Origin of the sequence: Streptomyces sp. NPDC053431 (assembly GCF_044544925.1) — a bacterium.
In the GTDB taxonomy this organism is placed as follows: Bacteria; Actinomycetota; Actinomycetes; order Streptomycetales; family Streptomycetaceae; genus Streptomyces.
This window is the reverse complement of record NZ_JBITXX010000011.1, coordinates 241,862-267,903: the sequence shown is the minus strand read 5'-3', so window position 1 is coordinate 267,903 and position 26,042 is coordinate 241,862. Positions and strand designations below refer to the sequence as shown.

Annotated in this window: 29 protein-coding genes and 4 tRNA genes; 9 read left to right on the top strand and 24 right to left on the bottom strand. The window is 72.9% G+C overall.

From position 1 onward, the window contains the following. Positions 1–73: 73 nt before the first annotated feature. Positions 74–146, bottom strand: a tRNA-Trp gene (locus tag ACIGXE_RS25130). Between the two features lie 259 nt (positions 147–405). Between ACIGXE_RS25130 and ACIGXE_RS25125 the strand changes: the two genes are divergently transcribed. Beyond that, positions 406–1,632, top strand: coding sequence for a pyridoxal phosphate-dependent aminotransferase (locus tag ACIGXE_RS25125; protein WP_399751023.1), 1,227 nt, complete (start codon positions 406–408; stop codon positions 1,630–1,632). A gap of 127 nt (positions 1,633–1,759) precedes the next feature. After that, the gene (locus tag ACIGXE_RS25120; RefSeq protein ID WP_399751021.1) at positions 1,760–2,791 is read left to right on the top strand and encodes an adenosine deaminase; all 1,032 of its coding nucleotides are present in this window, start codon (positions 1,760–1,762) and stop codon (positions 2,789–2,791) included. A 3-nt stretch (positions 2,792–2,794) separates the two neighbouring features. Here ACIGXE_RS25120 and ACIGXE_RS25115 read toward each other — a convergent pair whose 3' ends face one another. After that, positions 2,795–3,391 (bottom strand): TetR/AcrR family transcriptional regulator, encoded by a 597-nt coding sequence (locus tag ACIGXE_RS25115; RefSeq protein ID WP_399751019.1) that lies wholly within the window; start codon positions 3,389–3,391, stop codon positions 2,795–2,797. Positions 3,392–3,513: 122 nt separating this feature from the next. Here ACIGXE_RS25115 and ACIGXE_RS25110 point away from each other — a divergent pair, with 122 nt between their 5' ends. Then, positions 3,514–4,152, top strand: coding sequence for an NAD(P)-dependent oxidoreductase (locus ACIGXE_RS25110; protein WP_399751017.1), 639 nt, complete (start codon positions 3,514–3,516; stop codon positions 4,150–4,152). A gap of 211 nt (positions 4,153–4,363) precedes the next feature. Here the strand turns inward: ACIGXE_RS25110 and ACIGXE_RS25105 are convergent, their stop codons facing one another. The 6 genes from ACIGXE_RS25105 to ACIGXE_RS25080 form a co-directional block, all read right to left on the bottom strand. Next, positions 4,364–5,422: a UDP-N-acetylmuramate dehydrogenase gene (locus tag ACIGXE_RS25105; RefSeq protein ID WP_399751016.1), complete on the bottom strand. Its 1,059-nt coding sequence runs from the start codon at positions 5,420–5,422 to the stop codon at positions 4,364–4,366. A 54-nt stretch (positions 5,423–5,476) separates the two neighbouring features. Next, entirely contained in the window at positions 5,477–5,905 is a 429-nt protein-coding gene (locus ACIGXE_RS25100) for a MaoC family dehydratase (RefSeq protein WP_399751015.1), read from the bottom strand. Positions 5,906–5,907: 2 nt separating this feature from the next. Continuing rightward, positions 5,908–6,360: a MaoC family dehydratase N-terminal domain-containing protein gene (locus ACIGXE_RS25095; RefSeq protein ID WP_399751013.1), complete on the bottom strand. Its 453-nt coding sequence runs from the start codon at positions 6,358–6,360 to the stop codon at positions 5,908–5,910. Positions 6,361–6,442: 82 nt separating this feature from the next. Beyond that, positions 6,443–6,607, bottom strand: coding sequence for a 50S ribosomal protein L33 (gene rpmG / locus ACIGXE_RS25090; RefSeq protein WP_003956487.1), 165 nt, complete (start codon positions 6,605–6,607; stop codon positions 6,443–6,445). Positions 6,608–6,695: 88 nt separating this feature from the next. Continuing rightward, positions 6,696–6,768 (bottom strand) — tRNA-Met (locus ACIGXE_RS25085). A 43-nt stretch (positions 6,769–6,811) separates the two neighbouring features. Then, positions 6,812–6,884 (bottom strand) — tRNA-Thr (locus tag ACIGXE_RS25080). Between the two features lie 196 nt (positions 6,885–7,080). Here ACIGXE_RS25080 and ACIGXE_RS25075 point away from each other — a divergent pair. Beyond that, positions 7,081–8,352, top strand: a complete 1,272-nt coding sequence (locus tag ACIGXE_RS25075) for an amidohydrolase family protein (protein ID WP_399751011.1) — start codon at positions 7,081–7,083, stop codon at positions 8,350–8,352. A gap of 2 nt (positions 8,353–8,354) precedes the next feature. Further along, complete coding sequence (locus ACIGXE_RS25070) at positions 8,355–9,011, top strand: NAD(P)H-binding protein (RefSeq protein ID WP_399751009.1); 657 nt, start codon at positions 8,355–8,357, stop codon at positions 9,009–9,011. 9 nt (positions 9,012–9,020) lie between these two features. Here the strand turns inward: ACIGXE_RS25070 and ACIGXE_RS25065 are convergent, their stop codons facing one another. Then, the gene (locus ACIGXE_RS25065) at positions 9,021–9,731 is read right to left on the bottom strand and encodes a hypothetical protein (protein WP_399751007.1); all 711 of its coding nucleotides are present in this window, start codon (positions 9,729–9,731) and stop codon (positions 9,021–9,023) included. Positions 9,732–9,879: 148 nt separating this feature from the next. Beyond that, positions 9,880–9,961 (bottom strand) — tRNA-Tyr (locus ACIGXE_RS25060). 170 nt (positions 9,962–10,131) lie between these two features. Between ACIGXE_RS25060 and ACIGXE_RS25055 the strand changes: the two genes are divergently transcribed. From ACIGXE_RS25055 to ACIGXE_RS25045, 3 genes are all read left to right on the top strand, one after another. Beyond that, complete coding sequence (locus ACIGXE_RS25055) at positions 10,132–10,623, top strand: YajQ family cyclic di-GMP-binding protein (protein ID WP_399751005.1); 492 nt, start codon at positions 10,132–10,134, stop codon at positions 10,621–10,623. A 65-nt stretch (positions 10,624–10,688) separates the two neighbouring features. After that, entirely contained in the window at positions 10,689–11,201 is a 513-nt protein-coding gene (locus tag ACIGXE_RS25050; RefSeq protein ID WP_399751003.1) for a methylated-DNA--[protein]-cysteine S-methyltransferase, read from the top strand. Continuing rightward, complete coding sequence (locus ACIGXE_RS25045) at positions 11,198–11,827, top strand: alpha-ketoglutarate-dependent dioxygenase AlkB family protein (protein WP_399751001.1); 630 nt, start codon at positions 11,198–11,200, stop codon at positions 11,825–11,827. The genes ACIGXE_RS25050 and ACIGXE_RS25045 overlap by 4 nt, the downstream gene beginning before the upstream one ends. Positions 11,828–11,845: 18 nt before the next feature. Here the strand turns inward: ACIGXE_RS25045 and ACIGXE_RS25040 are convergent, their stop codons facing one another. Beyond that, on the bottom strand, positions 11,846–12,115 hold the full coding sequence (locus tag ACIGXE_RS25040; RefSeq protein ID WP_365337464.1) for a GlsB/YeaQ/YmgE family stress response membrane protein: 270 nt from the start codon (positions 12,113–12,115) through the stop codon (positions 11,846–11,848). 57 nt (positions 12,116–12,172) lie between these two features. Here ACIGXE_RS25040 and ACIGXE_RS25035 point away from each other — a divergent pair, with 57 nt between their 5' ends. Further along, positions 12,173–13,405 carry an APC family permease gene (locus ACIGXE_RS25035; RefSeq protein ID WP_399750998.1) on the top strand — a complete coding sequence of 411 codons (1,233 nt, stop codon included), beginning with the start codon at positions 12,173–12,175 and terminating at the stop codon, positions 13,403–13,405. A 105-nt stretch (positions 13,406–13,510) separates the two neighbouring features. On the opposite strand, the gene ACIGXE_RS25030 is transcribed toward ACIGXE_RS25035, so the two are convergent. From ACIGXE_RS25030 to ACIGXE_RS24970, 13 genes are all read right to left on the bottom strand, one after another. After that, the gene (locus ACIGXE_RS25030) at positions 13,511–13,918 is read right to left on the bottom strand and encodes a YccF domain-containing protein (RefSeq protein ID WP_399750996.1); all 408 of its coding nucleotides are present in this window, start codon (positions 13,916–13,918) and stop codon (positions 13,511–13,513) included. Further along, complete coding sequence (gene htpX, locus ACIGXE_RS25025) at positions 13,915–14,778, bottom strand: zinc metalloprotease HtpX (protein ID WP_399750994.1); 864 nt, start codon at positions 14,776–14,778, stop codon at positions 13,915–13,917. Before htpX ends, ACIGXE_RS25030 begins: the two co-directional genes overlap by 4 nt. Positions 14,779–14,910: 132 nt before the next feature. Continuing rightward, entirely contained in the window at positions 14,911–15,381 is a 471-nt protein-coding gene (gene mscL / locus ACIGXE_RS25020; RefSeq protein WP_399750992.1) for a large conductance mechanosensitive channel protein MscL, read from the bottom strand. Between the two features lie 38 nt (positions 15,382–15,419). After that, a complete protein-coding gene (locus ACIGXE_RS25015) occupies positions 15,420–16,958 on the bottom strand; it encodes an NADH-quinone oxidoreductase subunit N (RefSeq protein ID WP_399750990.1) in 1,539 nt (512 codons plus the stop codon). Next, entirely contained in the window at positions 16,955–18,508 is a 1,554-nt protein-coding gene (locus ACIGXE_RS25010; RefSeq protein ID WP_399751092.1) for a NuoM family protein, read from the bottom strand. The genes ACIGXE_RS25015 and ACIGXE_RS25010 overlap by 4 nt, the downstream gene beginning before the upstream one ends. A 27-nt stretch (positions 18,509–18,535) precedes the next feature. After that, entirely contained in the window at positions 18,536–20,575 is a 2,040-nt protein-coding gene (locus ACIGXE_RS25005) for an NADH-quinone oxidoreductase subunit L (RefSeq protein ID WP_399750988.1), read from the bottom strand. After that, complete coding sequence (nuoK, locus tag ACIGXE_RS25000; protein WP_399750986.1) at positions 20,572–20,928, bottom strand: NADH-quinone oxidoreductase subunit NuoK; 357 nt, start codon at positions 20,926–20,928, stop codon at positions 20,572–20,574. Before nuoK ends, ACIGXE_RS25005 begins: the two co-directional genes overlap by 4 nt. Next, positions 20,928–21,524: an NADH-quinone oxidoreductase subunit J gene (locus ACIGXE_RS24995; protein ID WP_399751090.1), complete on the bottom strand. Its 597-nt coding sequence runs from the start codon at positions 21,522–21,524 to the stop codon at positions 20,928–20,930. Before ACIGXE_RS24995 ends, nuoK begins: the two co-directional genes overlap by 1 nt. Further along, positions 21,524–22,156: a NuoI/complex I 23 kDa subunit family protein gene (locus ACIGXE_RS24990; protein ID WP_399750984.1), complete on the bottom strand. Its 633-nt coding sequence runs from the start codon at positions 22,154–22,156 to the stop codon at positions 21,524–21,526. Before ACIGXE_RS24990 ends, ACIGXE_RS24995 begins: the two co-directional genes overlap by 1 nt. A 2-nt stretch (positions 22,157–22,158) precedes the next feature. After that, a complete protein-coding gene (locus ACIGXE_RS24985; RefSeq protein WP_399750982.1) occupies positions 22,159–23,127 on the bottom strand; it encodes an NADH-quinone oxidoreductase subunit H in 969 nt (322 codons plus the stop codon). Next, a complete protein-coding gene (locus ACIGXE_RS24980) occupies positions 23,124–24,965 on the bottom strand; it encodes an NADH-quinone oxidoreductase subunit C (RefSeq protein ID WP_399750980.1) in 1,842 nt (613 codons plus the stop codon). Before ACIGXE_RS24980 ends, ACIGXE_RS24985 begins: the two co-directional genes overlap by 4 nt. Beyond that, positions 24,962–25,540 (bottom strand): NADH-quinone oxidoreductase subunit B, encoded by a 579-nt coding sequence (locus tag ACIGXE_RS24975; protein WP_399750978.1) that lies wholly within the window; start codon positions 25,538–25,540, stop codon positions 24,962–24,964. Before ACIGXE_RS24975 ends, ACIGXE_RS24980 begins: the two co-directional genes overlap by 4 nt. Next, positions 25,531–25,974, bottom strand: coding sequence for an NADH-quinone oxidoreductase subunit A (locus tag ACIGXE_RS24970; protein WP_399750976.1), 444 nt, complete (start codon positions 25,972–25,974; stop codon positions 25,531–25,533). The genes ACIGXE_RS24975 and ACIGXE_RS24970 overlap by 10 nt, the downstream gene beginning before the upstream one ends. Between the last annotated feature and the right edge of the window lie 68 nt (positions 25,975–26,042).

The window sequence follows — 26,042 nt, the reverse complement described above, 5'->3', positions numbered from 1 at the left end:
CCCGGGGTGGGTGGAGCCGCACGGCGGTGCAATGAAGTACGTACATGCGCACACAACCTGGCGGTGTGTGTAGCAGGGCCGGAGGGACTTGAACCCCCAACCGCCGGTTTTGGAGACCGGTGCTCTACCAATTGAGCTACGACCCTTCGTGGCTCCCCCAACCTACCGCATCGTGAGATGTGGTCGGTGCGGGCCAACGAGCAGTGAGTGTACGTGGTCATGGGCCCTCACGTCGAACAGGTAACGCCCCGACCTGCCGGTCACCCCCCTCGCACCCCCGTCCCACCGCCCTCCGACCGCCCTCTCACCGCCCGTGGAACACCGTGTACGACCGGGAATGACCGTTCCTGTCCGCTCCGTGAAACCCGTGTGCCGGGCCCTGACGGGGTCTGGGACCATGGCCGCATGAGCGCTGCTACCCCTCCCACCGAGCGTCGGGTCTCCGCCCGGATCGGTGCGATCTCCGAGTCCGCCACCCTCGCCGTCGACGCCAAGGCCAAGGCCCTCAAGGCCGCCGGCCGTCCGGTGATCGGTTTCGGCGCGGGTGAGCCCGACTTCCCGACGCCGGACTACATCGTCGAGGCGGCCGTCGAGGCCTGCAAGAACCCCAAGTACCACCGCTACACGCCGGCCGGCGGCCTGCCCGAGCTCAAGGCGGCCATCGCCGCGAAGACGCTCCGCGACTCCGGCTACGAGGTCGACACCTCCCAGGTCCTGGTGACCAACGGCGGCAAGCAGGCCATCTACGAGGCGTTCGCCGCGATCCTCGACCCGGGCGACGAGGTCATCGTCCCGGCCCCGTACTGGACCACGTACCCGGAGTCGATCCGCCTGGCCGGCGGTGTCCCGGTGGAGGTCGTGGCCGACGAGACCACCGGCTACCGGGTCTCGGTGGAGCAGCTGGAGGCGGCGCGCACGGAGCGGACCAAGGTCGTCCTCTTCGTCTCCCCCTCGAACCCGACCGGCGCCGTCTACAGCGAGGCCGAGACCGAGGCGATCGGCCGCTGGGCCGTCGAGCACGGACTGTGGGTCCTGACCGACGAGATCTACGAGCACCTGGTCTACGGCGACGCCTCCGCGGTCTCGCTGCCGGCGGTCCTGCCCGAGCTGCGCGACAAGTGCATCGTCGTCAACGGTGTCGCCAAGACGTACGCCATGACGGGCTGGCGCGTGGGCTGGATCATCGGCCCCAAGGACGTCGTGAAGGCCGCGACCAACCTGCAGTCGCACGCCACCTCCAACGTCTCCAACGTGGCGCAGGCGGCCGCGATCGCCGCCGTCTCCGGTGACCTGACGGCCGTCGACGAGATGAAGGTGGCCTTCGACCGGCGCCGCCAGACGATCGTGCGGATGCTCAACGACATCGACGGCGTGTACTGCCCGACCCCGGAGGGCGCGTTCTACGTGTACCCGTCCGTGAAGGCGCTGCTCGGCAAGGAGATCCGCGGCAAGCGCCCGCAGGACTCGGTCGAGCTGGCCGCGCTGATCCTGGACGAGGCCGAGGTCGCGGTCGTCCCGGGCGAGGCCTTCGGCACGCCGGGCTACCTGCGCCTGTCGTACGCGCTGGGCGACGAGGACCTGGTGGAGGGCGTGTCCCGGATCCAGAAGCTCCTCGCCGAGGCGCGCGACTGAGCACCCCTGGACATCGAGGTGTGGGCCTCCGCTTCTCCGGAAGCGGGGGCCCGTTTTCACGTTCGAGCAAGGTCCCGATCGGGGAAACGGACTGTATTCGTCCATTCGGGTGCGGCAGGATCAGCCAATGGAGCACGTTTACCGCGATCTCAGGACCCTTCCGAAGGCGCACCTGCACCTGCACTTCACCGGCTCGATGCGGCCCTCGACCCTGCTCGAACTGGCCGACAAGTACGGGGTGCACCTCCCCGAAGCGCTCAAGAGCGGTACGCCGCCGAAGCTGCGGGCCACGGACGAGCGCGGCTGGTTCCGTTTCCAGCGGCTCTACGACATCGCCCGCTCCTGCCTGCGCGAGCCCGAGGACATCCAGCGCCTGGTGCGGGAGGCCGCCCAGGAGGACGTCAGGGACGGCTCGGGCTGGCTGGAGATCCAGGTCGACCCCACCTCGTACGCGCCGCTGCTCGGCGGGCTGATCCCGGCCCTGGAGATCATCCTGGACGCGGTGGCGGCGGCCTCCCGCGAGACGGGACTCGGGATGCGGGTCCTCGTCGCGGCGAACCGGATGAAGCACCCCCTGGACGCGCGCACGCTGGCCCGGCTCGCGGTGCGGTACGCGGACCGGGGCGTGGTGGGCTTCGGGCTGTCCAACGACGAGCGCCGGGGCATGGCCCGCGACTTCGACCGGGCCTTCGCCATCGCCCGTGAGGGCGGTCTGCTGGCGGCCCCGCACGGCGGCGAGCTGACCGGCCCCTCGTCGGTACGGGACTGCCTGGACGACCTGCGGGCGGCCCGCGTCGGGCACGGCGTCCGGGCCGCGGAGGACCCGCGGCTGCTGCGCAAGCTCGCGGAGCGCGGGGTGACCTGCGAGGTGTGCCCGGCGTCCAACGTGGCGCTCGGGGTGTACGAGAAGCCCGAGGACGTGCCGCTGCGCACGCTCTTCGACGCGGGCGTCCCGATGGCCCTCGGCGCCGACGACCCGCTGCTGTTCGGCTCGCGGCTCGCGGCGCAGTACGAGATCGCCCGCGAGCACCACGGCTTCACGGACGCGGAGCTGGCGGAGCTGGCCCGGCAGTCGGTGCGGGGCTCGGCGGCCCCCGAGGACGTCAGGCAGAAGCTGCTCTCCGGGGTGGACGCCTGGCTGGCGGCCCCGGTCGGCTGACGGTCAGCCGATCCCGCGCATGAGGGTGCGGGCGATCGATCGCGCGAAGTCGTCGAGGGACCGCGGCGGCCTGCGGTCGGGGGTCATCTCGTAGGCGAACGCGCGCTGCGCGCAGGCCCCCAGGAGCAGCGCGGCGGCCGCCTCGGGGTCGGCGTCGGCGCGGACGCGGCCGTGCGCCTGTTCGGCGCGGAGGTAGTCGGCGAGGCCCTCGATGGGCTTGTGCGGGCCGGCGCCGAGCTCCCGCATGACCTCCTCGTGGCGGGCCTTGAGCTGGGGTTCGGCGTAGAGGGAGGCGGCCATGGGGAACGTCTCCTCGTAGAAGAGCGCGGCCCGGCGGGCGATCTCGGTGAGGTTCTCCTCCACGCCGCGGCCCTGGGGGTCGACGGCGAGGGTGCCGAGGAGGTTGCCCAGCTTCGGCAGCCGCTCGTCGAGGACCGTGACGAACAGCTCCTCCTTGCTCGGGAAGTACTTGTAGAGCGCGGCCTCCGAGCAGCCGGCGGCCTTGGCGATCTCCTTGGTGGTGGTGCGGGCCAGGCCGGCCGTGCGCATGAGGTCGCGGGCGGCGTCGATGATCCGGGTGCGGGTCGGCCTCTGGTCCACAGGAACTCCCGGGAAGCGCTTGACGGGTGAGTGAGTGCACACCCACCCTAGTGGCGAGACGGGGTGAGTGATTACTTACTCACCACCCGGAGCTCAGGAACTCAGACCTGGAGAGGTGCGACATGAAGCTCACTGTCTTCGGTGCGACCGGGGGGATCGGCCAGGAGATCGTCCGCCAGGCCCTCGACGCGGGCCACGAGGTGACGGCGGTCGTCCGGGACCCCGCGCGGTTCTCCGTCACCGGGGAGCGCCTGGAGGTCTTCCGCTCCGACCTCGCCGACCCGGCGGCCCTGCGCGGCGCGGTGGCCGGCCGGGACGCGGTCCTCTCGGGCCTGGGCGCCCGCAACCGGGCGGACGCGGCCACGGGCATCGCGGCCCGGCTGACGCGCCCGGTGCTCGCGGCGATGGACGCCGAGGGCGTACGGCGGCTCGTCGTGGTCAGCGCCGCCCCTCTGGGCCCCGTCCCGGAGGGCGACGGCCTGCTCGACAAGGCGGTCCTCGCGGTGATCAACAACGTCCTGAAGGACGTCTACACCGATCTGCGGGTGATGGAGTCCGAGCTGGCCGCGAGCGGCACCGACTGGACCTCGGTCCGCCCGCCCAAGCTGACGAACAAGCCGCTCACCGGCCGCTACCGCACGGTCGTCGGCGGCAATCCGCCCAGGGGCCGCACGCTGGCCCGCGCGGACGTGGCCCACGCGATGCTCGCGATGGTCGACGACCGGCGAACGGTCGGACAGGGCGTGGGCGTCGCCTACTGAGCCGGGCGGGGACCGGGGCGGGAGCGCCGCGCGGCCGGGCACCAGGGCGAGGAGCGCGCCGGGCCGGGAGCGAGGCGGCCGGGAGCGCGCAGGGCCAAGAGCGCCGGGCCGGGAGCGCGCCGGGCCAGGAGCGAGGCGGGCCGGGAGCGAGGCGGGCGGGAGCGCCGGGCCGGGAGCGCGCAGGGCCAGGAGCGCGCCGGGCGGGCGGGGCTCAGATCTCGACGCCGACCGTCACCGGCTCGTTGACGAGGGTGATCCCGAAGGCGTCCCGGACCCCGGCGACCACCTCGCGCGCGAGCGCGAGCAGGTCCTCGGTGGTCGCCTCGCCCCGGTTGGTGAGGGCGAGGGTGTGCTTGGTGGAGATCCGGGCCGGCCCGGAGCCGTAGCCCTTCACGAAGCCGGCCTTGTCGATCAGCCAGGCCGCGGAGGTCTTCACGGCGCCGTCCTCGCCCGCCGGGTAGGCCGGCGCGGCGACGTCCGGGCCGAGCCGCTCGGCCACGCGCGCGACGAAGGCCTCGTACTCCCCCGCGGTCAGGATCGGGTTGGTGAAGAAGGAGCCCGCCGACCAGGTGTCGTGGTCCTCCGGGTCCAGGACCATGCCCTTGCCGCCGCGCAGCTTCAGGACGGTCTCCCGGGCGCGCGCCAGCGGCACCCGGTCGCCCGCCTCGACCCCGAGGGCCCGGGCCGTCTCCGGGTAGGCGATCGGCGCCGACATCCCGTCGGCGTCCGCCAGCTCGAAGCGGACGCGGAGCACCACGTAACGGTCGGGCTGGTCCTTGAAGCGGCTGTGCCGGTACGAGAAGGCGCACTCGGCGTTGGTCAGGGTGACCGTCTCCTCGGCCCGGCGGTCGTACGCGACGACCTCGGTGATCGTCGCGGAGACGTCCTGTCCGTAGGCGCCGACGTTCTGGATCGGGGTGGCGCCCGCCGAGCCGGGGATGCCGGCCAGGCATTCGATCCCCGCGAGCCCGGCCTCCACGGTCCGCGCGACGGCGTCCGTCCAGACCTCGCCCGCGGCGAGCTCCAGGCGGGTCCCGTCCAGGGAGAAGCCTCGGGTCGCGATGTGCAGGGCGGTGCCGTCGAAGCCCTTGTCGCCGATAACCAGGTTGGAGCCGCCGCCGATGACGAGCAGCGGGGTCCCGGCCGCGTCGGCCTCGCGGACCGCGGCGATCACCTCGTCGTCGGTGGTGGCCGTGACGAGCCGGGCTGCGGGCCCGCCGAGCCGGAAGGTGGTCAGGGGGGCGAGGGGGGCGTCGTGGAGTACGTGCACGGGCTCAAGAGTACGGGCCCCTCCCGTACGGAAGGGGCCCGCGGCTCGGTGGGCTCAGGCGAGCCGGACCACGGCCCGGGACATGCCGAGCACCTTCTGCCCGGCGCTCGTCGCGGTGAGGTCGACGCGCACCTGGCCGTCGTCCAGCTTGGCGGCGACCTTCGCGGAGACCTCGATGAGGGCGCCCTCGTCGTCGTTGGGGACGACGACCGGCTTGGTGAAGCGGACGCCGTACTCGACGACGGCGGCCGGGTCGCCGGCCCAGTCGGTCACGACGCGGATCGCCTCGGCCATGGTGAACATGCCGTGGGCGATGACGTCGGGGAGGCCGACCTCCTTGGCGAACTTCTCGTTCCAGTGGATCGGGTTGAAGTCACCGGAGGCGCCCGCGTAGCGGACCAGTGTGGCGCGGGTCACGGGGAAGGACTGCGCGGGGAGCTCGGTGCCGACCTCGACCTCGTCGTAGGCGATCTTCGCGGTCATGGTCAGGCCTCCTCGGGGGCGCGGGCGACGAGCTTGATCCACGTGGTCACGACGTGCTCGCCGGTCTCGTCGTGCACCTCGCCGCGGATGTCCATGATGTCGTTGCCGGCGAGCGACTTGATGGCCTCGATGGTGCTGGTGACCGAGAGGCGGTCGCCGGCGCGCACCGGGCGGGTGTAGACGAACTTCTGGTCGCCGTGCACGACGCGGCTGTAGTCCAGGCCGAGCTGCGGGTCCTCGATCACCTGGCCCGCGGCCTTGAAGGCGATCGCGAAGACGAAGGTCGGCGGTGCGACGACATCCGGGTGGCCGAGGGCCTTGGCGGCCTCCTGGTCGGTGTACGCGGGATTGGCGTCCCCGATCGCCTCGGCGAATTCGCGGATCTTCTCGCGGCCGACCTCGTACGGAGCGGTGGGCGGGTAGGTCCGGCCCACGAAGGACTGGTCGAGCGCCATGGCCTCGATACCTCCTGGATCTCTTGCGTACAAACGACGCGAGGCCGTCCCCGGGAGGGGACGGCCTCGTGTTCGAGCCTGTTTAGCGCGTCTCGCGGTGCGCGGTGTGCGAGTTGCAGCGGGGGCAGTGCTTCTTCATCTCAAGACGGTCCGGGTTGTTACGCCGGTTCTTCTTGGTGATGTAGTTCCGCTCCTTGCACTCCACGCAGGCCAGCGTGATCTTCGGGCGGACGTCGGTGGCAGCCACGTGAGTGCTCCTTGACGGACGGATGGACGGATGAACGCATGAAAGAGTAGCCGATCGCAGGACCGACCCCACAATCGGCTACTGTGTGTAGCGGTGACCGGACTTGAACCGGTGACACAGCGATTATGAGCCGCTTGCTCTACCGACTGAGCTACACCGCTTTGATGGTCGGGATCCCGCCCGAAGGCGGGTCCTTCTCACCAGAGCCCCAATACGGAATCGAACCGTAGACCTTCTCCTTACCATGGAGACGCTCTGCCGACTGAGCTATTGGGGCGAGCGAGGAAGACATTACACGCTCCTCCGCCCATCGCCCAAATCCGTTTCCCGGGGGTCCACCCCAGCCCCCTCCTAGGCCACTCGTGCACTCATCAGTACGACTATTGCGCTCCTCCTCGAAGGCTGATGCGGCCGCCCCTAGGCTCGGGGCCCACGCTGCGTGATCTTGGTCCAGGCGAGCCGTGAGGAGCCCGATGTCCGCCGACAGCAAGCAGCCCCAGCCGCCCGACGACCGGGCCGCGGCCCCTGCCGCCGACACCACGTCGCTGCTGCTCTCGAACGCGCGGCTCACCGACGGGCGCACGGTCGACGTGCGGCTCGGCGGCGGCCGGATCGAGGCCGTCGGCACCGCCGGCAGCCTCGCGGCCGTGGGCGCCCGCGTCGACCTCGCCGGCTACCTGCTGCTCCCCGCCCCCGCCGAGCCCCACGCGCACGCCGACACCGCGCTCACCGCCGACTCGCCGGGCCCGGTCCCGTACACGACCGAGGAGGTCCAGCGCCGGGCCACCGAGGCCGCGCTGCTGCAGCTCGGGCACGGCGCGACCGCGCTGCGCGCCCAGGTGCGGATCGGCGACGTGCACGGCCTCGGCCCGCTCGAAGCCGTCCTCCAGGCCCGGCGGTCGCTGCGCGGCCTGGCCGACGTGACGGCGGTGGCGGCGCCCCGGCTGCTCACCGGCGTCGCCGGCGCCGACGGCCTCGGGATGCTGCGGGACGCGGTCAAGATGGGCGCCGGAGTGGTCGGCGGCTGCCCCGACCTCGACCCGGACCCCACGGGGTACGTGGAGGCGGTCCTGGAGATCGCCGCCGAGCACGGCTGCCCGGTGGACCTGCACACCGACGGCGACGACCCGGCCCGGCTCGCCCGGCTCGCCGCGATGGCCGGCGGCCTGCGGCCCGGCGTGACGATCGGACCGTGCGCGGGACTCGGCCGGCTGCCCTCCGACCAGGCCCGCCGGGCCGCGGACCAGCTGGCGGCTGCCGGGGTCACCGTCGTCTGCCTGCCGCAGGGCGGCTGCGGGGCCACCGAACGGCGCGGCACGGCCCCGGTACGGCTGCTGCGGGCCGCCGGGGTGCGGGTCGCGGCGGGCGGCGGGGCGCTGCGGGACGTGTCCAACCCGGTGGGGCGCGGCGACCCTCTGGAGGCCGCCTACCTGCTCGCCTCGCTCTCCGGGCTGCCGGCCGAGGAGGCGTACGGGGCGGTGAGCGCCGACGCGCGCGCGGCGATGGGGCTTCCGGAGGTACGGGTGGAGGCCGGCTTCCCGGCGGAGCTGCTCGCCGTACGGGGCGAACGCCTCGCGGGCGTCCTCTCGCTCGCGTACAGCCGGATCGTGGTGCACCGGGGCCGGGTGGTCGCCCGGACGAGCGCGGTGCGCGAGTACTGCGACTCGGCGGCCGCCCTGGACCTGCCCCGGCAGGCGCGGCCGGATTCGGGAGGCCCGGCCGCGCCCGGAGCCGTACGGTCGTGAGTATGCGCGTAGTCATCGCTGGAGGACACGGAAAGATCGCCCTGCGTCTGGAGCGGCTGCTCGCCGCGGGCGGACACGAGCCGGTGGGGATCATCCGCCGCCCCGAACAGGAGGCGGACCTGCGGGCGGCCGGCGCCCAGGCGGTCGTCCTGGACCTGGAGTCGGCCTCCGTCGGCGAGGTCGCGGCGGCCCTGGAGGGCGCCGACGCGGCCGTCTTCGCGGCCGGCGCCGGCCCGGGCAGCGGGGCGGCCCGCAAGGACTCGGTGGACCGCGCGGCGGCGGTCCTCTTCGCGGAAGCGGCGGAAGCGGCGCGCGTACGGCGCTTCCTGATCGTCTCCTCGATGGGCGCGGACGCGCGGCACCAGGGCGACGAGGTCTTCGACGCCTACCGGCGCGCCAAGGGGGCCGCGGACGACGCCGTCCGCGCCCGCCCGGGCCTCGACTGGACGATCCTGCGCCCCGGCATGCTCACCGACGACGCGGGCACGGGCCTGGTCCGCCTGGAGGCCTCCACCGGCCGCGGCCCGATCCCCCGCGACGACGTGGCGGCGGTCCTCGCCGAACTCCTGGAGACCCCGGCGACGGCCGGCCTGACCCTGGAACTGGTCTCGGGCTCGGTCCCGGTCTCGGTCGCGGTGAAGGACATCGCGGGCAACTGACCCCGGCCGTCAGGGAAGTTGCACCTCCACGCAGGCGGGCCCCCGCGTCGACCGGACGTCGCACTCCTCGTCACCGCCGGCGGTGACGGCGATGATCTGGATGCCCCAAGCCCCCTCGGGAACCGAGAGGGGCACGCTGACGTGCTGCTCGACGTCGCCCCTGTCGTCGGGCCGGAGGCTGCTGCGGTAGAAGTCCTCGTTGCCTTTGACCGGATCCCGGTCGACGTCCACGGCGTCCGCGGAGACCTCGATGGTCGCCCATGTGTCCACGCCGTCCCCGTGGACGTCGAAGCCGAGGCGGCCCGCGGTCCTCGGCCCCGTGACCGTGACGTTGGTGATGGTCGGCCGCCCGTTCCCGCCCGCCGCCTTGCTCGCGCCCACGACCGCCACGCTCAGCGCGACCATGTAGAAGATCACACCGATCACCAGCGTGACCGTCTCCCACACGTTGCCCCGCCGCGTCGGGTGCATGAGCAGGGCCACGATGCTGCACACGATGGCGAGGATGGCGCAGAGCGCGGCGACGAAGATGGGCCACGACTCGTTGTTGAGCGCGACGAACACGACGTCGCTCGTCAGCCCCAGCGCGGTCATGATCCCGGCGACCGTGACCAGGGCGCCGGCGAGGATCTTGGCGACGTCGTCCAGCCGCCGCTTCCCGATCCTGGTCTGGATCTCGCCCGGCGAAGCCCCGCGCTCGTCGCCACCCAGCTCGTTCACCCCGCTCATGCTGGAGCAGCCGGGATCCACCGACACGCACCCACGCCCACGACTGGCCCGAACGAGTCCCGCGGCCGCGCGCGGGGGGACGGCGAACGAAAACGGCCCCTGATCGCGTTTCCGCAGATCAGGGGCCGTCTCTATCGCGTGGCGGCGCCAGGATTCGAACCTGGGTAGGCTAAGCCGACGGATTTACAGTCCGCTCCCATTGGCCACTCGGGCACACCGCCATGGGATCGCTGCCTCGGAGCCGCTTTTCGGCGGTGCTCCCTGGCAACGACGTAAACAATACCTGATCCCCAGGGGTGCTTCGCCACCGGATTGATCACGGGTCGGCGGCGGTGCGGGTGGCTACGCTTTGTGCTGCACCCATACGGATCCGAGCAAGGAGCCTCACCTCATGGCCGACTCCAGTTTCGACATCGTCTCCAAGGTCGAGCGGCAGGAGGTCGACAACGCCCTCAACCAGGCCGCGAAGGAGATCACGCAGCGCTACGACTTCAAGGGCACCAACGCCTCGATCTCCTGGTCGGGCGAGAAGATCCTGATGCAGGCCAACGGCGAGGAGCGGGTCAAGGCGATCCTCGACATCTTCCAGTCCAAGCTGATCAAGCGGGGCATCTCGCTGAAGTCGCTGGACGTGGAGGGCGAGCCGCAGCTGTCCGGCAAGGAGTACAAGCTCTTCGCGTCCATCCAGGAGGGCATCTCCCAGGAGAACGCGAAGAAGGTCGCCAAGGTCATCCGCGACGAGGGCCCCAAGGGCGTCAAGGCGCAGGTGCAGGGCGACGAGCTGCGCGTCAGCTCGAAGAGCCGGGACGACCTGCAGGAGGTCATCGCGCTACTCAAGGGCAAGGACTTCGACTTCGCGCTGCAGTTCGTGAACTACCGCTAGTCCGTCGAAGCTCGCGTCCGAAAACCGCCAGCCCCGTCCCCCTCCGGGCTCGCACACTGGAACGCATGACGAGCACTCTCTACACCCACGTGAACAGCCCCCTCGGCACCGTGCTCCTGGTGGGGCAGGCTGCCGACGGGGGCCATGTCGTGCTGCGGTCGCTGTCCCTGGAGGGCCAGAAGGGCGGCGCCGCCGTCGAGGACGGCTGGGTCCGCGCGGAGGCGGCCTTCGCCGGGATCGCCGAGCAGCTCGACGCGTACTTCGCCGGGCGGCGCCAGGGATTCGACATCCCGTACGAGGAGACCGGCACGGCCTTCCAGCGGCGGGTGTGGGCAGCCCTGGACGAGATCCCCTACGGGACGACCGTCTCCTACGGGGACATCGCCCGCCGGGTCGGCTCCTCCGGGGCCGGGGTGCGGGCCGTGGGCACCGCCATCGGGCGGAATCCGCTGCTCGTGGTGCGGCCCTGCCACCGCGTGATCGGGGCCGACGGGGCCCTGCGCGGCTACGCCGCCGGCCTCGACCGCAAGGAGCGGCTGCTCGGGCTCGAAGGGGCCCTGGAGGGGGCCTTCGGGTGACCGAGGGGCTGTTTCCGCGCGAGCGGACCACGCCGGCGCCGGGCGCGGTGCACGTGCCCGGCTGGCTCCCGTTCGAGCGGCAGCGGGAACTGGTCGCCGCCTGCCGGGAGTTCGGGCGCGGCCCGGTCCCGTACGCGCACACCGTCCTGCCGGGCGGCGGGGTGATGTCGGTGCGCTCGCTCTGTCTCGGGCGCCGCTGGGAGCCGTACCGGTATCTCGACGCGGACGAGACGGCGCTCGAACTGCCCTCCTGGCTCGCGGAGATCGGGCGGGCGGCGCTCGTCGAGGCGTACGGGGAGCACGGTGGTTTCGCGCCGGACACCGCGCTCGTGAACTTCTACGCGGACGGCGCCCGGATGGGCATGCACCAGGACAAGGAGGAGCGCTCCCCCGCTCCCGTCGTGTCCCTGAGTCTCGGCGACACGTGCGTGTTCCGGCTCGGGAACACCGAGAACCGCGGACGCCCGTGGACCGACGTGGAGTTGGCCTCCGGCGACCTGTTCGTCTTCGGCGGGCCGTCCCGCTTCGCGTACCACGGGGTGCCGAAGGTGTACCCGGGCACCGCGGAGCCCGGTCTCGGGCTCGACGGCAGGCTGAACATCACGCTGCGGGAGACCGGGCTCTGAGCGGGCGCCGGCCCGGCCTCAGCGCTCGCGCGAGTGGCCGAAAACGATCCGGTACGCGATGAGCAGGACGAGCGAGCCGCCGATCGCCGAGAGCCAGGTGGCCCCGTCGTAGAAGTCGGCGGTGATCGGGCGGTCCAGGAAGCGGGCCGACAGCCAGCCGCCGAGGAACGCGCCGACGACGCCGATGACCGTCGTGCCGATCAGGCCGCCCGGGTCGCGGCCCGGCAGCAGGATCTTGGCGATGACGCCGGCGAGCAGGCCGAGAACGATCCATCCGATGATGCTCATGCCCTGGAGGACGCCCGGCGGTGCCGCCCGGTTGCCGGACCCCCTAATGTGCGGCACATGACACAGGAACTGCGCCGCACCCTCGGGGTGTTCGACGCCGTCGTCATCGGGCTCGGCTCGATGGTCGGGGCCGGGATCTTCGCGGCGCTCGGGCCCGCGGCCGACGCGGCCGGAGCGGGGCTGCTCCCCGCGCTCGGGGTGGCCGCGATCGTCGCCTACTGCAACGCCATGGCCTCCGCACGGCTCGCGGCCCGCTATCCGGCCTCCGGCGGCACCTATGTCTACGGCCGGGAGCGTCTGGGCTCGTTCTGGGGCCACCTGGCGGGCTGGGCGTTCGTCGTCGGCAAGACGTCCTCGTGCGCGGCGATGGCGCTGACCGTGGGGGCGTACGTGTGGCCCGCGCACGCGCACGCGGTGGCGGTCGCCGCCGTGGTGGCGCTGACGGCCGTCAACTACGGGGGCGTGCAGAAGTCGGCGCTGCTCACCCGGGCGATCGTGGCGGTCGTCCTGGCCGTGCTGGCCGCCGTCGTGGTCGCGACCGCGGGCTCCGGACAGGTGGCGCGGCTCGGGCTCGCCGGTGACGTCCCGGCGGGCGGGGTGCTGCAGGCGGCGGGGCTGCTGTTCTTCGCCTTCGCCGGGTACGCGCGGATCGCGACGCTCGGCGAGGAGGTCCGCGACCCGGAGCGGACCATCCCGCGGGCCGTGCCGCTCGCCCTCGGCCTCGCGCTCGTCGTCTACGCGGCCGTCGCCGTGTGCGTGCTCGCCGTCCTCGGGCCCACCGCGCTCGCGGCCTCCGCCGCCCCGCTCGCGGACGCGGCGCGGGCCGCGGACGCGGACTGGCTGGTGCCGGTCGTCACCGTCGGCGCGGCGGTGGCGGCGCTCGGCTCGCTCCTGTCGCTGATCCTCGGGGTGTCCCGGACGACCCTGGCGATGGCCAGGGACGGCTATCTGCCGGCCCCGCTGGCGGCCGTGCACCCGCGCTTCCGGGTGCCGCACCGCGCGGAGCTCGCGGTGGGCGCGGTGGTGGCCGTGGTGGCGGCCACGGCGGACGTGCGGGGCGCGATCGGCTTCTCGTCGTTCGGCGTCCTGGTCTACTACGCGATCGCCAACGCCTCGGCCTGGACCCTGGGCCGCCGGGAACGGCCGCTGGCGCTGCTCGGGCTCGTCGGCTGCGGGGCGCTCGCGTTCTCGCTCCCGCCGACCGCCGTGGTCGCCGGGACGGGCGTCCTGGCGGTCGGCGTGGTGGCGTACGCGGTCAGCCGGGGCCGGCCGGCCGCCCCGCGTTCCTGAGGCCGCCGAGGGCTGCTGGGGCCGGAAGGCGGAGGCGGCCCGGGCGGCGGCCGGGCCGACGCATGGCCGGGGGCGGTCCGTACAGCTGCCGGCCCGGCCCCGTGGTCAGCGGGCCGCGAAGCCGTACATCGCGGCGGCGTCGTCCGTGCGGACGATCTCCTTGCCCAGCGGCAGCAGCGAGACCGGGATCAGCTTGAAGTTCGCGAGGCCCAGCGGGATGCCGATGATCGTCAGGCAGAGGGCGATGCCGGTGGTGATGTGGCCGAGGGCCAGCCACCAGCCGGCCAGGATCAGCCACAGCACGTTGCCCACGCAGGAGGGCGCGCCCGCGCCCGGGCGGTCGACGACCGTGTGGCCGAAGGGCCACAGGGCGTAGACGCCGATGCGGAAGGCGGCGAGCCCGAAGGGGATGCCGATGATCGTGATGCAGAGCAGGAGCCCGGCCAGCACGTAGCCGAGGAACATCCAGAGTCCGCACAGGATCAGCCAAATGACGTTCAGGATCGTTTTCACGGGCGTCGGCCTGCCATCTGTTCGAGCCGGGCGATGCGCTCGGCCATCGGCGGGTGGGTGGAGAACATCTTCGAGATCCCCTGTCCCGGACGGAAGGGGTTCGCGATCATCATGTGGCTCGCGGTCTCGATCTTCGGCTCCGGGGGCAGCGGAAGCTGCCTGGTGCCCGCCTCCAGCTTGCGCAGGGCACTGGCGAGGGCGAGCGGGTCACCGGTGAGCTGGGCGCCGGAGGCGTCCGCCTCGTACTCGCGGGAGCGGGAGATGGCGAGCTGGATGACCGAGGCGGCGAGGGGCCCCAGGATGAGGACCAGCAGATAGCCGAGGATGCCGGGGCCGTCGTCGTCGTCGGACCGGCCGACCGGGATCAGCCAGGCGAAGTTCACCAGGAACATGATCACCGAGGCGAGGGCGCCGGCGACCGAGGAGATCAGGATGTCCCGGTTGTAGACGTGGCTCAGCTCGTGGCCGATGACCCCGCGCAGCTCGCGCTCGTCGAGGATCGCGAGGATGCCCTCGGTGCAGCACACGGCCGCGTTGCGCGGATTGCGCCCGGTCGCGAAGGCGTTGGGCGCCTGGGTGGGTGAGATGTAGAGCCGCGGCATGGGCTGGCGGGCCTGGGTGGAGAGCTCGCGGACCATCCGGTAGAGGGCCGGGGCCTCGAACTCGCTCACCGGGCGGGCGCGCATGGCGCGGAGCGCGAGCTTGTCGCTGTTCCAGTACGCGTACGCGTTGGTGCCGAGCGCGACGAGCACCGCGACGATCAGCCCCGTACGCCCGAAGAAGCTGCCGATGACGATGATGAGGGCGGAGAGCCCTCCGAGGAGTACGGCGGTCCTCAGCCCGTTGTGCCGGCGGTGCACGGTACGCCCTCCAAGTGGTGCGGCAGGGGAACCCTTCGTTCTGTCCAGTGGACCCTTCCCTCCTGGTCAACGCCAGGCGAGAAGCTCGGGTTCCCCGGGCCGCGGGGCGTGCCGGGTGGGCCGTACGGGTGATCAGCGCTGCGCGGGCACCGCGAGTTCGTCCAGGTCGCCCTTCGTCAGGACCCCGGCGACGGGCTCGACCTCGCTGGTGCAGTGGCCGCAGCGGGAGGCGATGGCCGGGATCTCGCTGAAGCAGCGGGGGCAGTCGCGCTTCTCCGACTTCGGGTCGGCCGCCTCCTCCTTGGCGAACCGCGCCTGGATCTTCGTCATGGGGACGACGATCAGGAAGTAGAGGACGGCCGCGGTGATCACGAACGCTATGGCGGCGGCGATCGCCAGACCGTACGGGAAGACGGTCTTGCCCACGGTGAATTTGGCCTCGCTGAAGTCACCGACCGAGCCGGTGGCGAGACCGATGAGCGGGGTGATGAACGCCTTGCTGAAGCCGGTGACGACGGCCGTGAACGCCGAGCCGACGGCCAGACCGATGGCCATCGAGACGACGTTCCCGCGAAGTATGAAGTCCTTGAAACCGTTCAGCACCGGTGTCCGCTCCTTGTGGGGTCTGCTGTGTGGGGGGGTCAGAAGAGGCTGTTCGCCGCGAAGCGGAGGGCGAACTCCGGATAGCCCGACAGCACGACGCCCGCGACGGCGGTGAGCGCGACGGCCAGCGTGATCGGGGCGGGGACCCCGGCGCCGAGCGTGCGCGGCTCGCCCTCGGGCGCGGACCCGGGCGCGGTCTCGGGCGCGCGGAAGAGGAGCGCCGTCCACCGCAGGTAGTAGTAGAGGGCGATCACGACGTTGACACCCATGATCACGGCGAGCCATCCGAGGCCCGCGTCGACGGCCGTCGAGAAGACGGTCACCTTCGCGAAGAGGCCGATGATACCCGGGGGCAGTCCGGCCAGATTGAGCAGGAAGAAGCCGAGGGCGAGCGCGGCGGCCGGGCTCGCCGCGTACAGGCCGCGGAAGTCGGCGATCCGGGCCTCCGGACGGGTCCGGGCGACGACGGCGACGACCGCGAAGGCGCCCAGGTTCACGGCGGCGTACATCAGGGCGTAGGCGACGGTCGCGCCGATCTGGTCGTCGCTGGAGTAGGCGGCGGCCGCGATCGGCACCAGGAGGTAGCCGGCCTGCGCGACGGACGACCAGGCGAGGAGGCGTACCGCGCTCCACGCGCGCGTGGAGACCTGCCGGAGGGCGGCCACGTTGCCGACGGTCATGGTGAGGGCGGCGAGCACGGCCAGCGCCGGGCCCCAGACGTCCGCGTACGAGGGGAAGGCGACGACGGTCACCAGGATGAGGCCGGTGAAGCCGACGGCCTTGCCGACCACGGAGAGGTAGGCGGCGACGGGCAGCGGGGCGCCGACGTAGGTGTCGGGCACCCAGAAGTGGAAGGGCACGGCGGCCGTCTTGAAGGCGAAGCCGACCAGGGTGAGCGCCACGCCCGCCTGCGCGAGGGTCTGCAGCTGGTCCGGCACGTCGCCGAGCCGCTGCGCGATCTCGGTGAGGTGGAGGGTGCCGGTGGCCGCGTAGACGAAGCTGACCCCGAGCAGGGTGACGGCGGTGGCGGTCACCGACGACAGGAAGAACTTGAGCGCGGACTCGCTGGACATACGGTCGCCGCGCCGGAGGCCGACCAGCGCGAACGCCGGCAGCGAGGCCACTTCGAGGGCGACGACGAGGGTGGCCAGGTCGCGGGAGGCGGGCATCAGGGCCGCGCCGGCCGCGGAGGAGAGCAGCAGGAACCAGTACTCGCCGGCCGGCAGCCTGTCGCGGGTGTCGGCGAGCGACAGCAGCGCAGTGACGAGCGCGCCGGCCAGCACCAGGAACTGGATGACCAGGGTGAACTGGTCGGCGGTGTAGCTGCAGGCCCGCAGCTGGGTGTCGGCGGTGAGGCAGAAGGTCGAGCGGTCGCCGGCGCGCAGCGGCACCAGCAGCAGCAGTGAGACGGCCAGGCCGGCGACGGAGGTCCAGCCGAGGAGCTGCTTGCGCGCGGCCGGCACGAAGAGGTCGGCGACGAGCACGGCGAGGGCGACCGCCGCGGTGAGGGTGGGCGGCGCGATCGCGAGCCAGTCGACGGACTGGACGAGGCTGGGCGCTGCGGCCGTGGCGGTCACTGGGTGCCTCCCGCGAGGAGCTGCTGGACGGCCGGGTCGGTGAGGCCGAGGAGGACCGCGGGCCACAGTCCGGCGAGGACGGTGAGGGCGACGAGCGGGGTCCAGGCGGCGAGCTCGTATCCCTGGACGTCGGCGAGGACGGCCTCGCCGGCCGGGCGGGGGCCGCCCATGCAGACGCGCCGGACGACGACGAGGAGGTAGGCGGCGGTGAGGAGGGTGCCGAGGCCGCCGATCGCCATGAAGGTGAGGAAGGCGGGGCGGCTCAGTCCCGCGGCCGGGTCGAAGGCGCCGAACAGGGCCAGCATCTCGCCCCAGAAACCGGCGAGGCCGGGCAGGCCGAGGGAGGCGACGGCGGCGAAGGCGAGCAGGGCGCCGAGGCGGGGGGCGCGGCCGTAGAGGGCGGCGCCGGTGGCCCCGGCGAGGGTGTCGAGGTCGGCGGTGCCGTAGCGGTCCTTGAGCGCGCCGACCAGGAAGAAGAGCAGGCCGGTGATGAGGCCGTGGGCGACGTTGGCGAAGAGGGCGCCGTTGACCCCGGTGGGGGTCATGGTGGCGATGCCGAGGAGGACGAAGCCCATGTGCCCGACGGAGGAGTACGCGATCAGGCGCTTGAGGTCGCCCTTGTTGCCGGGCTTCGCGAGGGCGAGGCAGGCGAGCGATCCGTAGATGATCCCCGCGACGGCGAAGGCGGCGAGGTACGGGGCGAAGGTGCGCATGCCGTCCGGGGTGATCGGCAGCACGATGCGCACGAAACCGTACGTGCCCATCTTCAGCAGCACGCCGGCGAGGAGCACCGAGCCGACGGTCGGGGCGGCGGTGTGGGCGTCCGGGAGCCAGCTGTGCAGCGGCCACATCGGGGTCTTCACGGCGAGCCCGAGGCCGATCGCGAGGACGGCCGTGACCTGCACGGACGTGGTGAGTCCCCGGCCGTTGTCAGTGGCCAGTGCCACCATGTCGAACGTGCCCGCCTTGACGCCGATGAGGAGGAGGCCGAGCAGCATGACGACGGAGCCGAGCAGCGTGTAGAGGATGAACTTCCAGGCGGCGGCCTGCCTGCCCTCGCCGCCCCAGCGGGCGATGAGGAAGTACATCGGGATGAGGACCATCTCGAAGGCCAGGAAGAACAGGACGAGGTCGAGGACGGCGAAGGTCGCCAGGGTGCCGGACTCGAGGACGAGCAGCAGGGCGACGAAGGCCTTCGGGGACGGGCCCGTGGGCAGCTTGAAGTAGCTGTAGAGCGCGCAGAGGAAGGTCAGCAGCGCGGTCAGGACCAGAAGGGGGAGGGAGATGCCGTCGACACCGATGTGGATCCGCACGTCCAGTGCCTGGATCCAGGTGACGTCCGTGGTGGCCTGCATCTTCGACGGGTGGTCGTGGTCGAAGCCGAGCGCGAGGACGATCGCGGCGAGCAGGATCACGCCGGTGACGACGACGCCGTGGCGGAGCACGGCCTGGTCGGGCGACTTCCCCTTCAGTCCGGGCGGGGCCGGCAGGAGCGCGGCCGCGGCGCCGACGAGCGGGCCGCCCACGATCAACGCGAGAAGGAACTGCATCACGGATTCGCTGATATCGATCACGGCTCACGCTCCGGCGGCGACGTTGGCGAGGACGACGGCGACGATCGCCAGGACGACGGAGCCGGCGAGCAGTGCGCTGAGGTAGGTCTGCACGTTGCCGGTCTGGGCGCGGCGCACGAGCCAGCCGAGGCCCTTGGCACTGTCGCCCGCGCCGCGTACGTAGGTGTCGACGACCTCGCGGTCCAGGAACTGGACCAGAGAGGCGGCGGCGAGCACGGGGCGGACGAAGACGGCGCGGTAGACGGCGTCCAGGTGGAAGCCGGCGGCCGCGGGCCGGTGCAGCGGGCCGAGCAGGGCACGGCCAGGGTCGGCCGGGTCCGGGGCGGCGGCCACGTCCCCGTAGGCGGGGGCGTGGGCGGCGATGGCCTCGGCCTCGACGAGACCGGCGTCGCCCTCGGGATGGGCGGCGACGGCGCCGAGCGGGACACGGGCCGCGACGGCGCGGGTGCGCTGCCAGACCGCGTACAGGACGGCGGCGCCGACGACGGCGAGGCCGGTGCCGAGGACGGCGGTGGTGACGGTCGGGGTCAGCGGCTTCCCGTCGAACCAGTCGTCGAGGTAGGCGGCGGTCAGTCCGAAGCCGAGGGAGGGGACCGCGAGCACCCACAGGACGGTGGTCATGGCGATCGGCTGGCGGAATGGGGTCTCCCCTGCTCGAGCGGAGCCGAGAGCTTGGGGAAGTGCCGGGGCCTCGGCGCCACGGCCGCGGAAGGCGAGGAGCCACAGGCGCATCGCGTAGGCGGCGGTGAGCAGGGCCGTGAGCAGTCCGGCGACGAGGACGATCCAGCCCGCACCCGCGGGCGCCGGGGTCCCCTCGCCGGTGGCGGTGTGCTCGGCGGCGACGAGGACGGCCTCCTTGGAGAAGAAGCCGGCGAAGGGCGGGATCGCGGCGAGCGCGAGCAGGCCGACGGTCATCGTCCAGTAGGCGTCCGGGACGCGCTTGGTCAGTCCGCCCATGCGGGACATGGCCGCGAGCGAGTTGGTGCCGGCGGCGTGGATGACCGCGCCGGCGGCGAGGAACAGCAGCGCCTTGAAGGCGCCGTGCGACAGGAGGTGGAAGACGGCGGCCCCGCGGTTGCCGACGGCGAGGGCGCCGGACATGTAGCCCAGCTGGCCGATCGTCGAGTAGGCGAGGACCCGCTTGATGTCGTCCTGGGCGAGCGCGGCGAGCGCCGAGCCGACCATGGTGACGGCGGCCGCCACGGCGAGCACGGTCATCGCGGCGGCGGAGGCGGCGAAGACGGGCAGCAGCCGGGCCACGAAGTAGATGCCGGCGGCGACCATCGTCGCCGCGTGGATGAGCGCGGAGACCGGGGTCGGGCCGGCCATCGCGTCCGGGAGCCACGTGTGCAGCGGGAATTGGGCGGACTTGCCGGCCACACCGGCGAGCAGCAGCAGCGCCACCAGGGTCGGGTGGTCGAGGCCGCCGCTCGCGACGGCGCCGAGCACGCCGGTGATCCGGAAGGTGCCCGCGTCGGCGGCCAGCGCGAACAGGCCGAAGAGGAAGGGCACGTCACCCAGCTTGGTGACGAGGAAGGCCTTGAGGGAGGCCGAGCGGGCCTCGGGGGTCTCCCAGTAGTGCCCGACGAGGAAGTACGAGCAGATGCCCATGATCTCCCAGCCGACCAGGAGCACCATCAGGTCGCCCGAGTAGACGACCAGCAGCATCGCGGAGGTGAAGAGGGAGACCAGCGCGGCGTACGAGGGATAGCGCGGGTCCTCGCGCAGGTATCCGGTCGAGTAGACCTGGACACAGGTGGCGACCACGCCGACCAGGACGGCGACGAGCGCGGCGAAGCCGTCGATGTGCAGCGCCAGGTCGATCGGCACCGAGCCGGTCGGGGTGAGCTGGGTGGCGGCGTCGATCGCCTTCCCGCCGCCCTGCCGGGAGGCCACGACGGCCGCCAGGACGGCGGCGGCGAGCGTGGGCAGCACGGCGAGCGGGCGGACGAAACCGGGCGCGGTCCGGCCGAGGAGCAGGCCGGCGGCGGAGCCGAGGAAGGGAAGCAGGGGGACGAGGACGGCGAGGGTCGTGGTGGTCACGCGGTGGCCTCGGCCTTCTCGTCGGCGGACGGCTGCTCGGCGGCGGGCGCTTCCTTCGTGTCACGGAGGCGGTCGACGTCCGAGGTGCCGCGGTTGCGGTAGACCATCAGGACGATGGCGAGACCGATGCCGATCTCCGCGGCGGCGATGGCGATGGTGAAGAGGGTGAGCGCCTGGCCCGCGTGCAGGGTGTCGTGGAGCCAGACGTCGAAGGCGACCAGGTTGAGGTTGACGGCGTTGAGCATGAGCTCGACGGACATCAGGACCAGGATCGCGTTGCGGCGGGCGAGGACGCCGTACAGACCGACGGAGAAGAGGAGGACGGCGAGGACGGCGGGGTAGGCGAGGTGCATCAGCGCGTCTCCTCCGCGTCCTCGGGGGCCTTCTTGCGGGACAGGACGATGGCTCCGACCAGGGCCGCGAGCAGCAGCACGGACAGCGCCTCGAAGGGCAGCACCCAGTGCCGGAAGAGGATCTCGCCGGACACCTCGGTGGAGCCCTGGGCGGGCCCGTCGAGGTCGATCCAGGTGGTGCGGAACGCGTCCAGGACCACCCACACCAGGGCCGCCGCGGCGGCCAGCGCCACGGCGAGGGCGACCGGCCGGTTGCCGGAGTCGGAGTCCGGCGAGCGGCCGATGGGGGCCCTGGTGAGCATGAGGCCGAAGAGGAGCAGGACGACGACCGAGCCGACGTAGATCAGCACCTGGACCCAGGCGATGAACTCGGCGGTGAGCAGGAGGTACTCGACGGCGATCCCGCCGAGGGCGACCACCAGCCAGAGGGCGGCGTGCACGAGCTGCTTGGTGGTGACGGTGACGACGGCGGCGCCGAGGGTGACGAGACCGACGAGGAGGAAGGCGATCTCGACGCCGGTGGGCGAGAGGAAGCCGTGGCTGGGCGGGGCGGCGAGCTGAGCGGCGAGGGGGGCCGCGAGCGGGGCGGTCGCGATCACTGCTGCGCACCCCCGTCCTCGGCGCCGGGCCGCTGCTCGGCGGCCTGCTGCTCGGCGGCCTGCTGCTCGGCGGCCTGCTGCTCGGCGGCCTGCTGCTCGGCGGCGGCCTGGGCCGCGGCCTTCTCCGCCGCCTTGCGGGCCGCGCCGAACTCCTTCGGCTCCTCCGCGCGCGGGTCGAGCGCGGGCGGCTCGGGCACGGTCCACATCCACTCGCGGAGCTTGTCGCGCTCGTGGGTGAGCTCGTGGATGTCCGTCTCGGCGTACTCGAACTCGGGCGACCAGAAGAGCGCGTCGAAGGGGCACACCTCGATGCAGATACCGCAGTACATGCACAGCGAGAAGTCGATCGCGAAGCGGTCGAGGACGTTACGGCTGCGCTCGCGTCCGCCGGGGGCGGCCGGAGGGACCGTCTCCTTGTGGGAGTCGATGTAGATGCACCAGTCGGGGCACTCGCGGGCGCACAGCATGCACACCGTGCAGTTCTCCTCGAACAGCCCGATGACCCCGCGGGTGCGGGGCGGCAGCTCGGGCTGAGCGTCCGGGTACTGCGCGGTGACGCTCTTGCGGGTCATCGTGCGGAGGGTGACGGCGAGGCCCTTGGCGAGGCCGGAGCCGAAGATCGGAGCCATGGTTACTGGATCGCCACCTTCACGATGCCGGTGAGCGCGATCTGCGCGAGGGCGAGCGGGACGAGGGTCGTCCAGGCCAGCTTCTGCAGCTGGTCCTCGCGGAGCCGGGGGTAGCTCACGCGCAGCCAGATCACGACGAAGGCCAGGACGGCGGTCTTGAGCAGGGTCCACACCCAGCCGAGACCGTCGGCGCCGAACGGGCCGTGCCAGCCGCCGAGGAAGAGGACGGTGGTGAGGCCGCAGAGGACGACGATGCCGGCGTACTCGGCGAGCAGGAACAGCGCGAAGCGGAGACCGGTGTACTCGGTGTACGCGCCGAAGATGATCTCCGAGTCGGCGATGGGCATGTCGAACGGCGGGCGCTGGAGCTCGGCCAGGCCGGCGACGAAGAAGACGAGCGCGCCGACGATCTGCCACGGCACCCACCACCAGGCGAAGGCGTTCAGGATGCCGGGGATCGAGACGGTGCCGGCCGCCATGGCGACGGACGCGGCGGCGAGCAGCATCGGCAGCTCGTACGCGAGCAGCTGGGCGGCGGTACGGAGGGCGCCGAGCAGCGAGAACTTGTTGGCGGACGCCCAGCCGGCCATGAGCGAGCCGAGCACGCCGACGCCCATCACGGCGAGCACGAAGAACACGCCGGCGTCGACGACCTGCCCGACGGCGCCCTCGCCGGGGCCGATCGGGATCGCGAGGAGGACGAGCAGGTACGGCAGGAGCGCGACGGCCGGCGCGAGCTGGAACACCCGCCGGTCGGCGTCCTTCGGTACGACGTCCTCCTTCTGCGCGAACTTCACCCCGTCCGCGACGAGCTGCGCCCACCCGTGGAACCCGCCGGCGTACATGGGCCCGAGCCGGCCCTGCATGTGCGCCATGACCTTGTGCTCGGTCTGCCCCACGACGAGCGGCAGCACGAGGAAACACCCGAAGACGACGAGCAGCCGGAGGGCGACGTCGAGTACGTCGTTCACGCGGGATCGCCTCCGTCGGGGTCGGTGGTGGATGGTGCGGGGGCGCCGCCGCCCGGGGCGGGCGGGACGCTTTCGCCGTGGGCGGGCGGGGCGCTGCTGCCCTGGGCGGGCGGGGCGCTGTTGCCCTCGGCGGGCGGCGCGTCGGCGTCGGCTTCGCCCTGGGCGGGCGGGGCGCCGGCGTCGGCTTCGCCCTGGGCGCGCGGGGCGCCGGCGTCGGCTTCGCCCTGGGCGGGCGGCGCGTCGGCGTCGGCTTCGCCCTCGGCGGGCGGGGTGCCGGCGTCGGGGTCCGCATCGCCCTCGGCGGGCGGGGTGCCGGCGTCGGGGTTCGCATCGCCCGGGACGGGCGGGGCCTGGGGTGGCGCCTCGGCTTCGGCCTCGGTGGGCGTCACCTTGGCATCGGCTTCCGCATCGCTCTGGGCCGGCGGAGTCGGGGTGCCCTCGGCCTCGGCGGACGAGGCCTCGGCCGCACCCTTCTCCGGGCCCGCGGGCTCGCTCGCGGCGGGTGGCGCCTTCGGCGCCGGGGGCTCCTCGTCGAAGGCCGGGCGGGCGTGGTGCCACGGGGCGTCCGAGCTGCGCGTACGGGGGGTCGGGGCGGGCGCCTGCGGCGTCGCGGCGTCCTCCCGCCGGCTCGCCGAGCCCGCGCTCGCGCTGCGGTTGCGGCGCGGGCCGGCCGGCGGCGTCGGCTCGGCGGCGCCGGGCTGCGCGGGCGCCTCCGCGCGCTGGCTCGCCGAACCGGCGCTCGCGCTGCGGGAGCGACGCGGGCCGGCAGCGGGCGCAGGGCCCTCCGCGGTCTCGGCAGCCGCGGCGGGCGCGGGCCCCCCTGCCGTCTCAGGAGCGGCGGCGGCCGAAGGCGTGCCAGTCGCCTCGGAAGCGGCGGCGGCCGAAGCCCCGCCAGTCGTCTCAGGAGCGGCGGCGGGCGCCGGGCCGGCTGCGGCGTCGGGAGACGGCGGTGTCTCGGGGCGCCCGCTCGGGGAGCCCTCGCCCGCCGGGCGGGCGGGGCCGGTCGCGGGCGTCGCCTCGGGAGCGGGCGTCTGGCTTGCCGAACCCTCCGCCGCCGTACGGGCGCGGCGGGCCGGAGGCGTCGCTTCCGGACCGGGCGTCTGGCTCGCCGAACCCTCCGCCGCCGTACGGGCGCGGCGGGTCGGGGGCTCCGGCTGGGTGGTGGAGCCCTCGGCCGCCGTGCGGGTGCGGCGGGCCGGGCGGTCGGCGGCCGCGGCGCGGGTGGGGCGGGCGGGGGCCGGCGGGAGCTGGCCCTTCAGGGGGCCCCACTCGTTGGGGTCCGGGACGCCCGGCGGCAGCATCTGGCGGCGCTTGGGGGCGTTGGGGTCGTGGGACTCGCCCGGCTCCTTCGCGCCCGGCCACGCCTTCGCCACGCGCGCGGCGAGGACGAAGTCCTTGCGCAGCGGGTGGCCCTCGAAGTTCTCCGGCAGGAGGAGGTGGACCAGGTGCGGGTGGTCCGTGAAGGTCACGCCGAACATCTCGAACGTCTCGCGCTCGTGCCACGCCGCGCCCGCGTACACCTCCACCGCCGACGGCAGCGTCGCGGCGGCGTGCGGGACGGTCGTGCGCAGCAGGAGCCGGCGCACGTTGCCCCGGTCCACCGACGCGACGTGCGCGCACACGCGGAAGCCGGTGCCCGGCTCGTCGACCGCGCTCAGCCAGTCGAAGTACGTCAGCCCCAGCTTGTCCCGCGCGATCTCCAGCGCCGCGATCCACGACGCCGTCGGGACGTCGACCGTCAGCAGGCCGTACGCCCGCTCCGCCGTCGCCTCCTCGCCGAAGACCTCCGTGACGGAGTCCGGCAGCGCGTCGTAGGCGTTCGTGTCGTACTCGTTCACCGGACCTCGCCTCCCGCCGGCTGCGGGGGCTCGACCAGGCCGCTGGTCAGCTGCGCCACGGACGGCTCCCCCGCTCCGTACCGCTCCCCCAGGCTCTCCTTGGCGATCTTCTCCTGGAGCTTGAGGATGCCCTGGAGCAGGGCCTCCGGGCGCGGCGGGCAGCCCGGTACGTACACGTCGACCGGGATGATCTGGTCCACGCCCTTGGTCACCGAGTACGAGTCCCAGTAGGGGCCGCCGCAGTTCGAACAGGCGCCGAAGGAGATGACGTACTTCGGCTCGGGCATCTGCTCGTACAGACGCTTCACGGCCGGCGCCATCTTGTCGGTCACCGTGCCGGAGACGATCATCAGGTCGGCCTGGCGCGGGCCGGGCGCGAAGGGGATCACGCCGAGCCGGATGAAGTCGTGGCGGGCCATCGACGCGGCGATGAACTCGATCGCGCAGCAGGCGAGGCCGAAGTTGAACACCCACAGGCTGTAGCGGCGGCCCCAGTTAAGGACCACCTTCATCGGCTCGGGCGCCAGGCGGGCGAGCGGGCCGAGCCGGGGGGCGGGCAGGGGGGTCACAGCCATGCCAGGACGCCCTTCTTGTACGCGTACAGCAGTCCGACGGCCAGGAAGCCGAGGAAGATGAACATCTCGACCAGCGTGGTCGCCCCGAAGCCTGGCGCGGCGAAGACCGTCGCCCAGGGGAAGAGGAAGATCGAGTCGACGGCGAAGATCACGTAGAGGAAGGCGTACACGTAGTAGCGGACCTGCGTGTGGGCCCAGCCCTCTCCCACCGGATCGACACCGCATTCGTAGGTGAGGAGCTTCTCGGGGGTCGGTACGACGGGCCGCAGCAGCCGGGCCGCGCCGAACGCGACCGCCACGAAGAGCACGCCGATGACGGCGAGCAGTCCGACGACGGAATACGTCTGGAAATAGTCCGCCGCGTGACCCGCCGTTTGGTCCGCCGCGACAACGGTCGGTTCCCGCACGTCCGCCCCTCGGTCTCGGTGTCTCATCTTTTACGTGTTTCGTTTACGCACGCGAGTCTAGGCCCTGTTAAAGAGGGTGTAAGCAGGCGCCGGGG

What these genes read in the sequence shown, in the direction of transcription:
- ACIGXE_RS24990 (WP_399750984.1), bottom strand. Translation starts at nt 22,156, where the DNA reads ATGGCTCCGATCTTCGGCTCCGGCCTCGCCAAGGGCCTCGCCGTCACC.
- ACIGXE_RS24970 (WP_399750976.1), bottom strand. Translation starts at nt 25,974, where the DNA reads ATGAGACACCGAGACCGAGGGGCGGACGTGCGGGAACCGACCGTTGTC.
- ACIGXE_RS25120 (WP_399751021.1), top strand. Translation starts at nt 1,760, where the DNA reads ATGGAGCACGTTTACCGCGATCTCAGGACCCTTCCGAAGGCGCACCTG.
- ACIGXE_RS25125 (WP_399751023.1), top strand. Translation starts at nt 406, where the DNA reads ATGAGCGCTGCTACCCCTCCCACCGAGCGTCGGGTCTCCGCCCGGATC.
- ACIGXE_RS25010 (WP_399751092.1), bottom strand. Translation starts at nt 18,508, where the DNA reads ATGCAGTTCCTTCTCGCGTTGATCGTGGGCGGCCCGCTCGTCGGCGCC.
- ACIGXE_RS25055 (WP_399751005.1), top strand. Translation starts at nt 10,132, where the DNA reads ATGGCCGACTCCAGTTTCGACATCGTCTCCAAGGTCGAGCGGCAGGAG.
- ACIGXE_RS25075 (WP_399751011.1), top strand. Translation starts at nt 7,081, where the DNA reads ATGTCCGCCGACAGCAAGCAGCCCCAGCCGCCCGACGACCGGGCCGCG.
- nuoK (WP_399750986.1), bottom strand. Translation starts at nt 20,928, where the DNA reads ATGCACCTCGCCTACCCCGCCGTCCTCGCCGTCCTCCTCTTCTCCGTC.
- ACIGXE_RS25040 (WP_365337464.1), bottom strand. Translation starts at nt 12,115, where the DNA reads ATGAGCATCATCGGATGGATCGTTCTCGGCCTGCTCGCCGGCGTCATC.
- ACIGXE_RS25100 (WP_399751015.1), bottom strand. Translation starts at nt 5,905, where the DNA reads ATGACCGCGAAGATCGCCTACGACGAGGTCGAGGTCGGCACCGAGCTC.
- ACIGXE_RS25035 (WP_399750998.1), top strand. Translation starts at nt 12,173, where the DNA reads ATGACACAGGAACTGCGCCGCACCCTCGGGGTGTTCGACGCCGTCGTC.
- ACIGXE_RS25110 (WP_399751017.1), top strand. Translation starts at nt 3,514, where the DNA reads ATGAAGCTCACTGTCTTCGGTGCGACCGGGGGGATCGGCCAGGAGATC.
- ACIGXE_RS25070 (WP_399751009.1), top strand. Translation starts at nt 8,355, where the DNA reads ATGCGCGTAGTCATCGCTGGAGGACACGGAAAGATCGCCCTGCGTCTG.
- ACIGXE_RS25050 (WP_399751003.1), top strand. Translation starts at nt 10,689, where the DNA reads ATGACGAGCACTCTCTACACCCACGTGAACAGCCCCCTCGGCACCGTG.
- ACIGXE_RS25095 (WP_399751013.1), bottom strand. Translation starts at nt 6,360, where the DNA reads ATGGCGCTCGACCAGTCCTTCGTGGGCCGGACCTACCCGCCCACCGCT.
- ACIGXE_RS24975 (WP_399750978.1), bottom strand. Translation starts at nt 25,540, where the DNA reads ATGGCTGTGACCCCCCTGCCCGCCCCCCGGCTCGGCCCGCTCGCCCGC.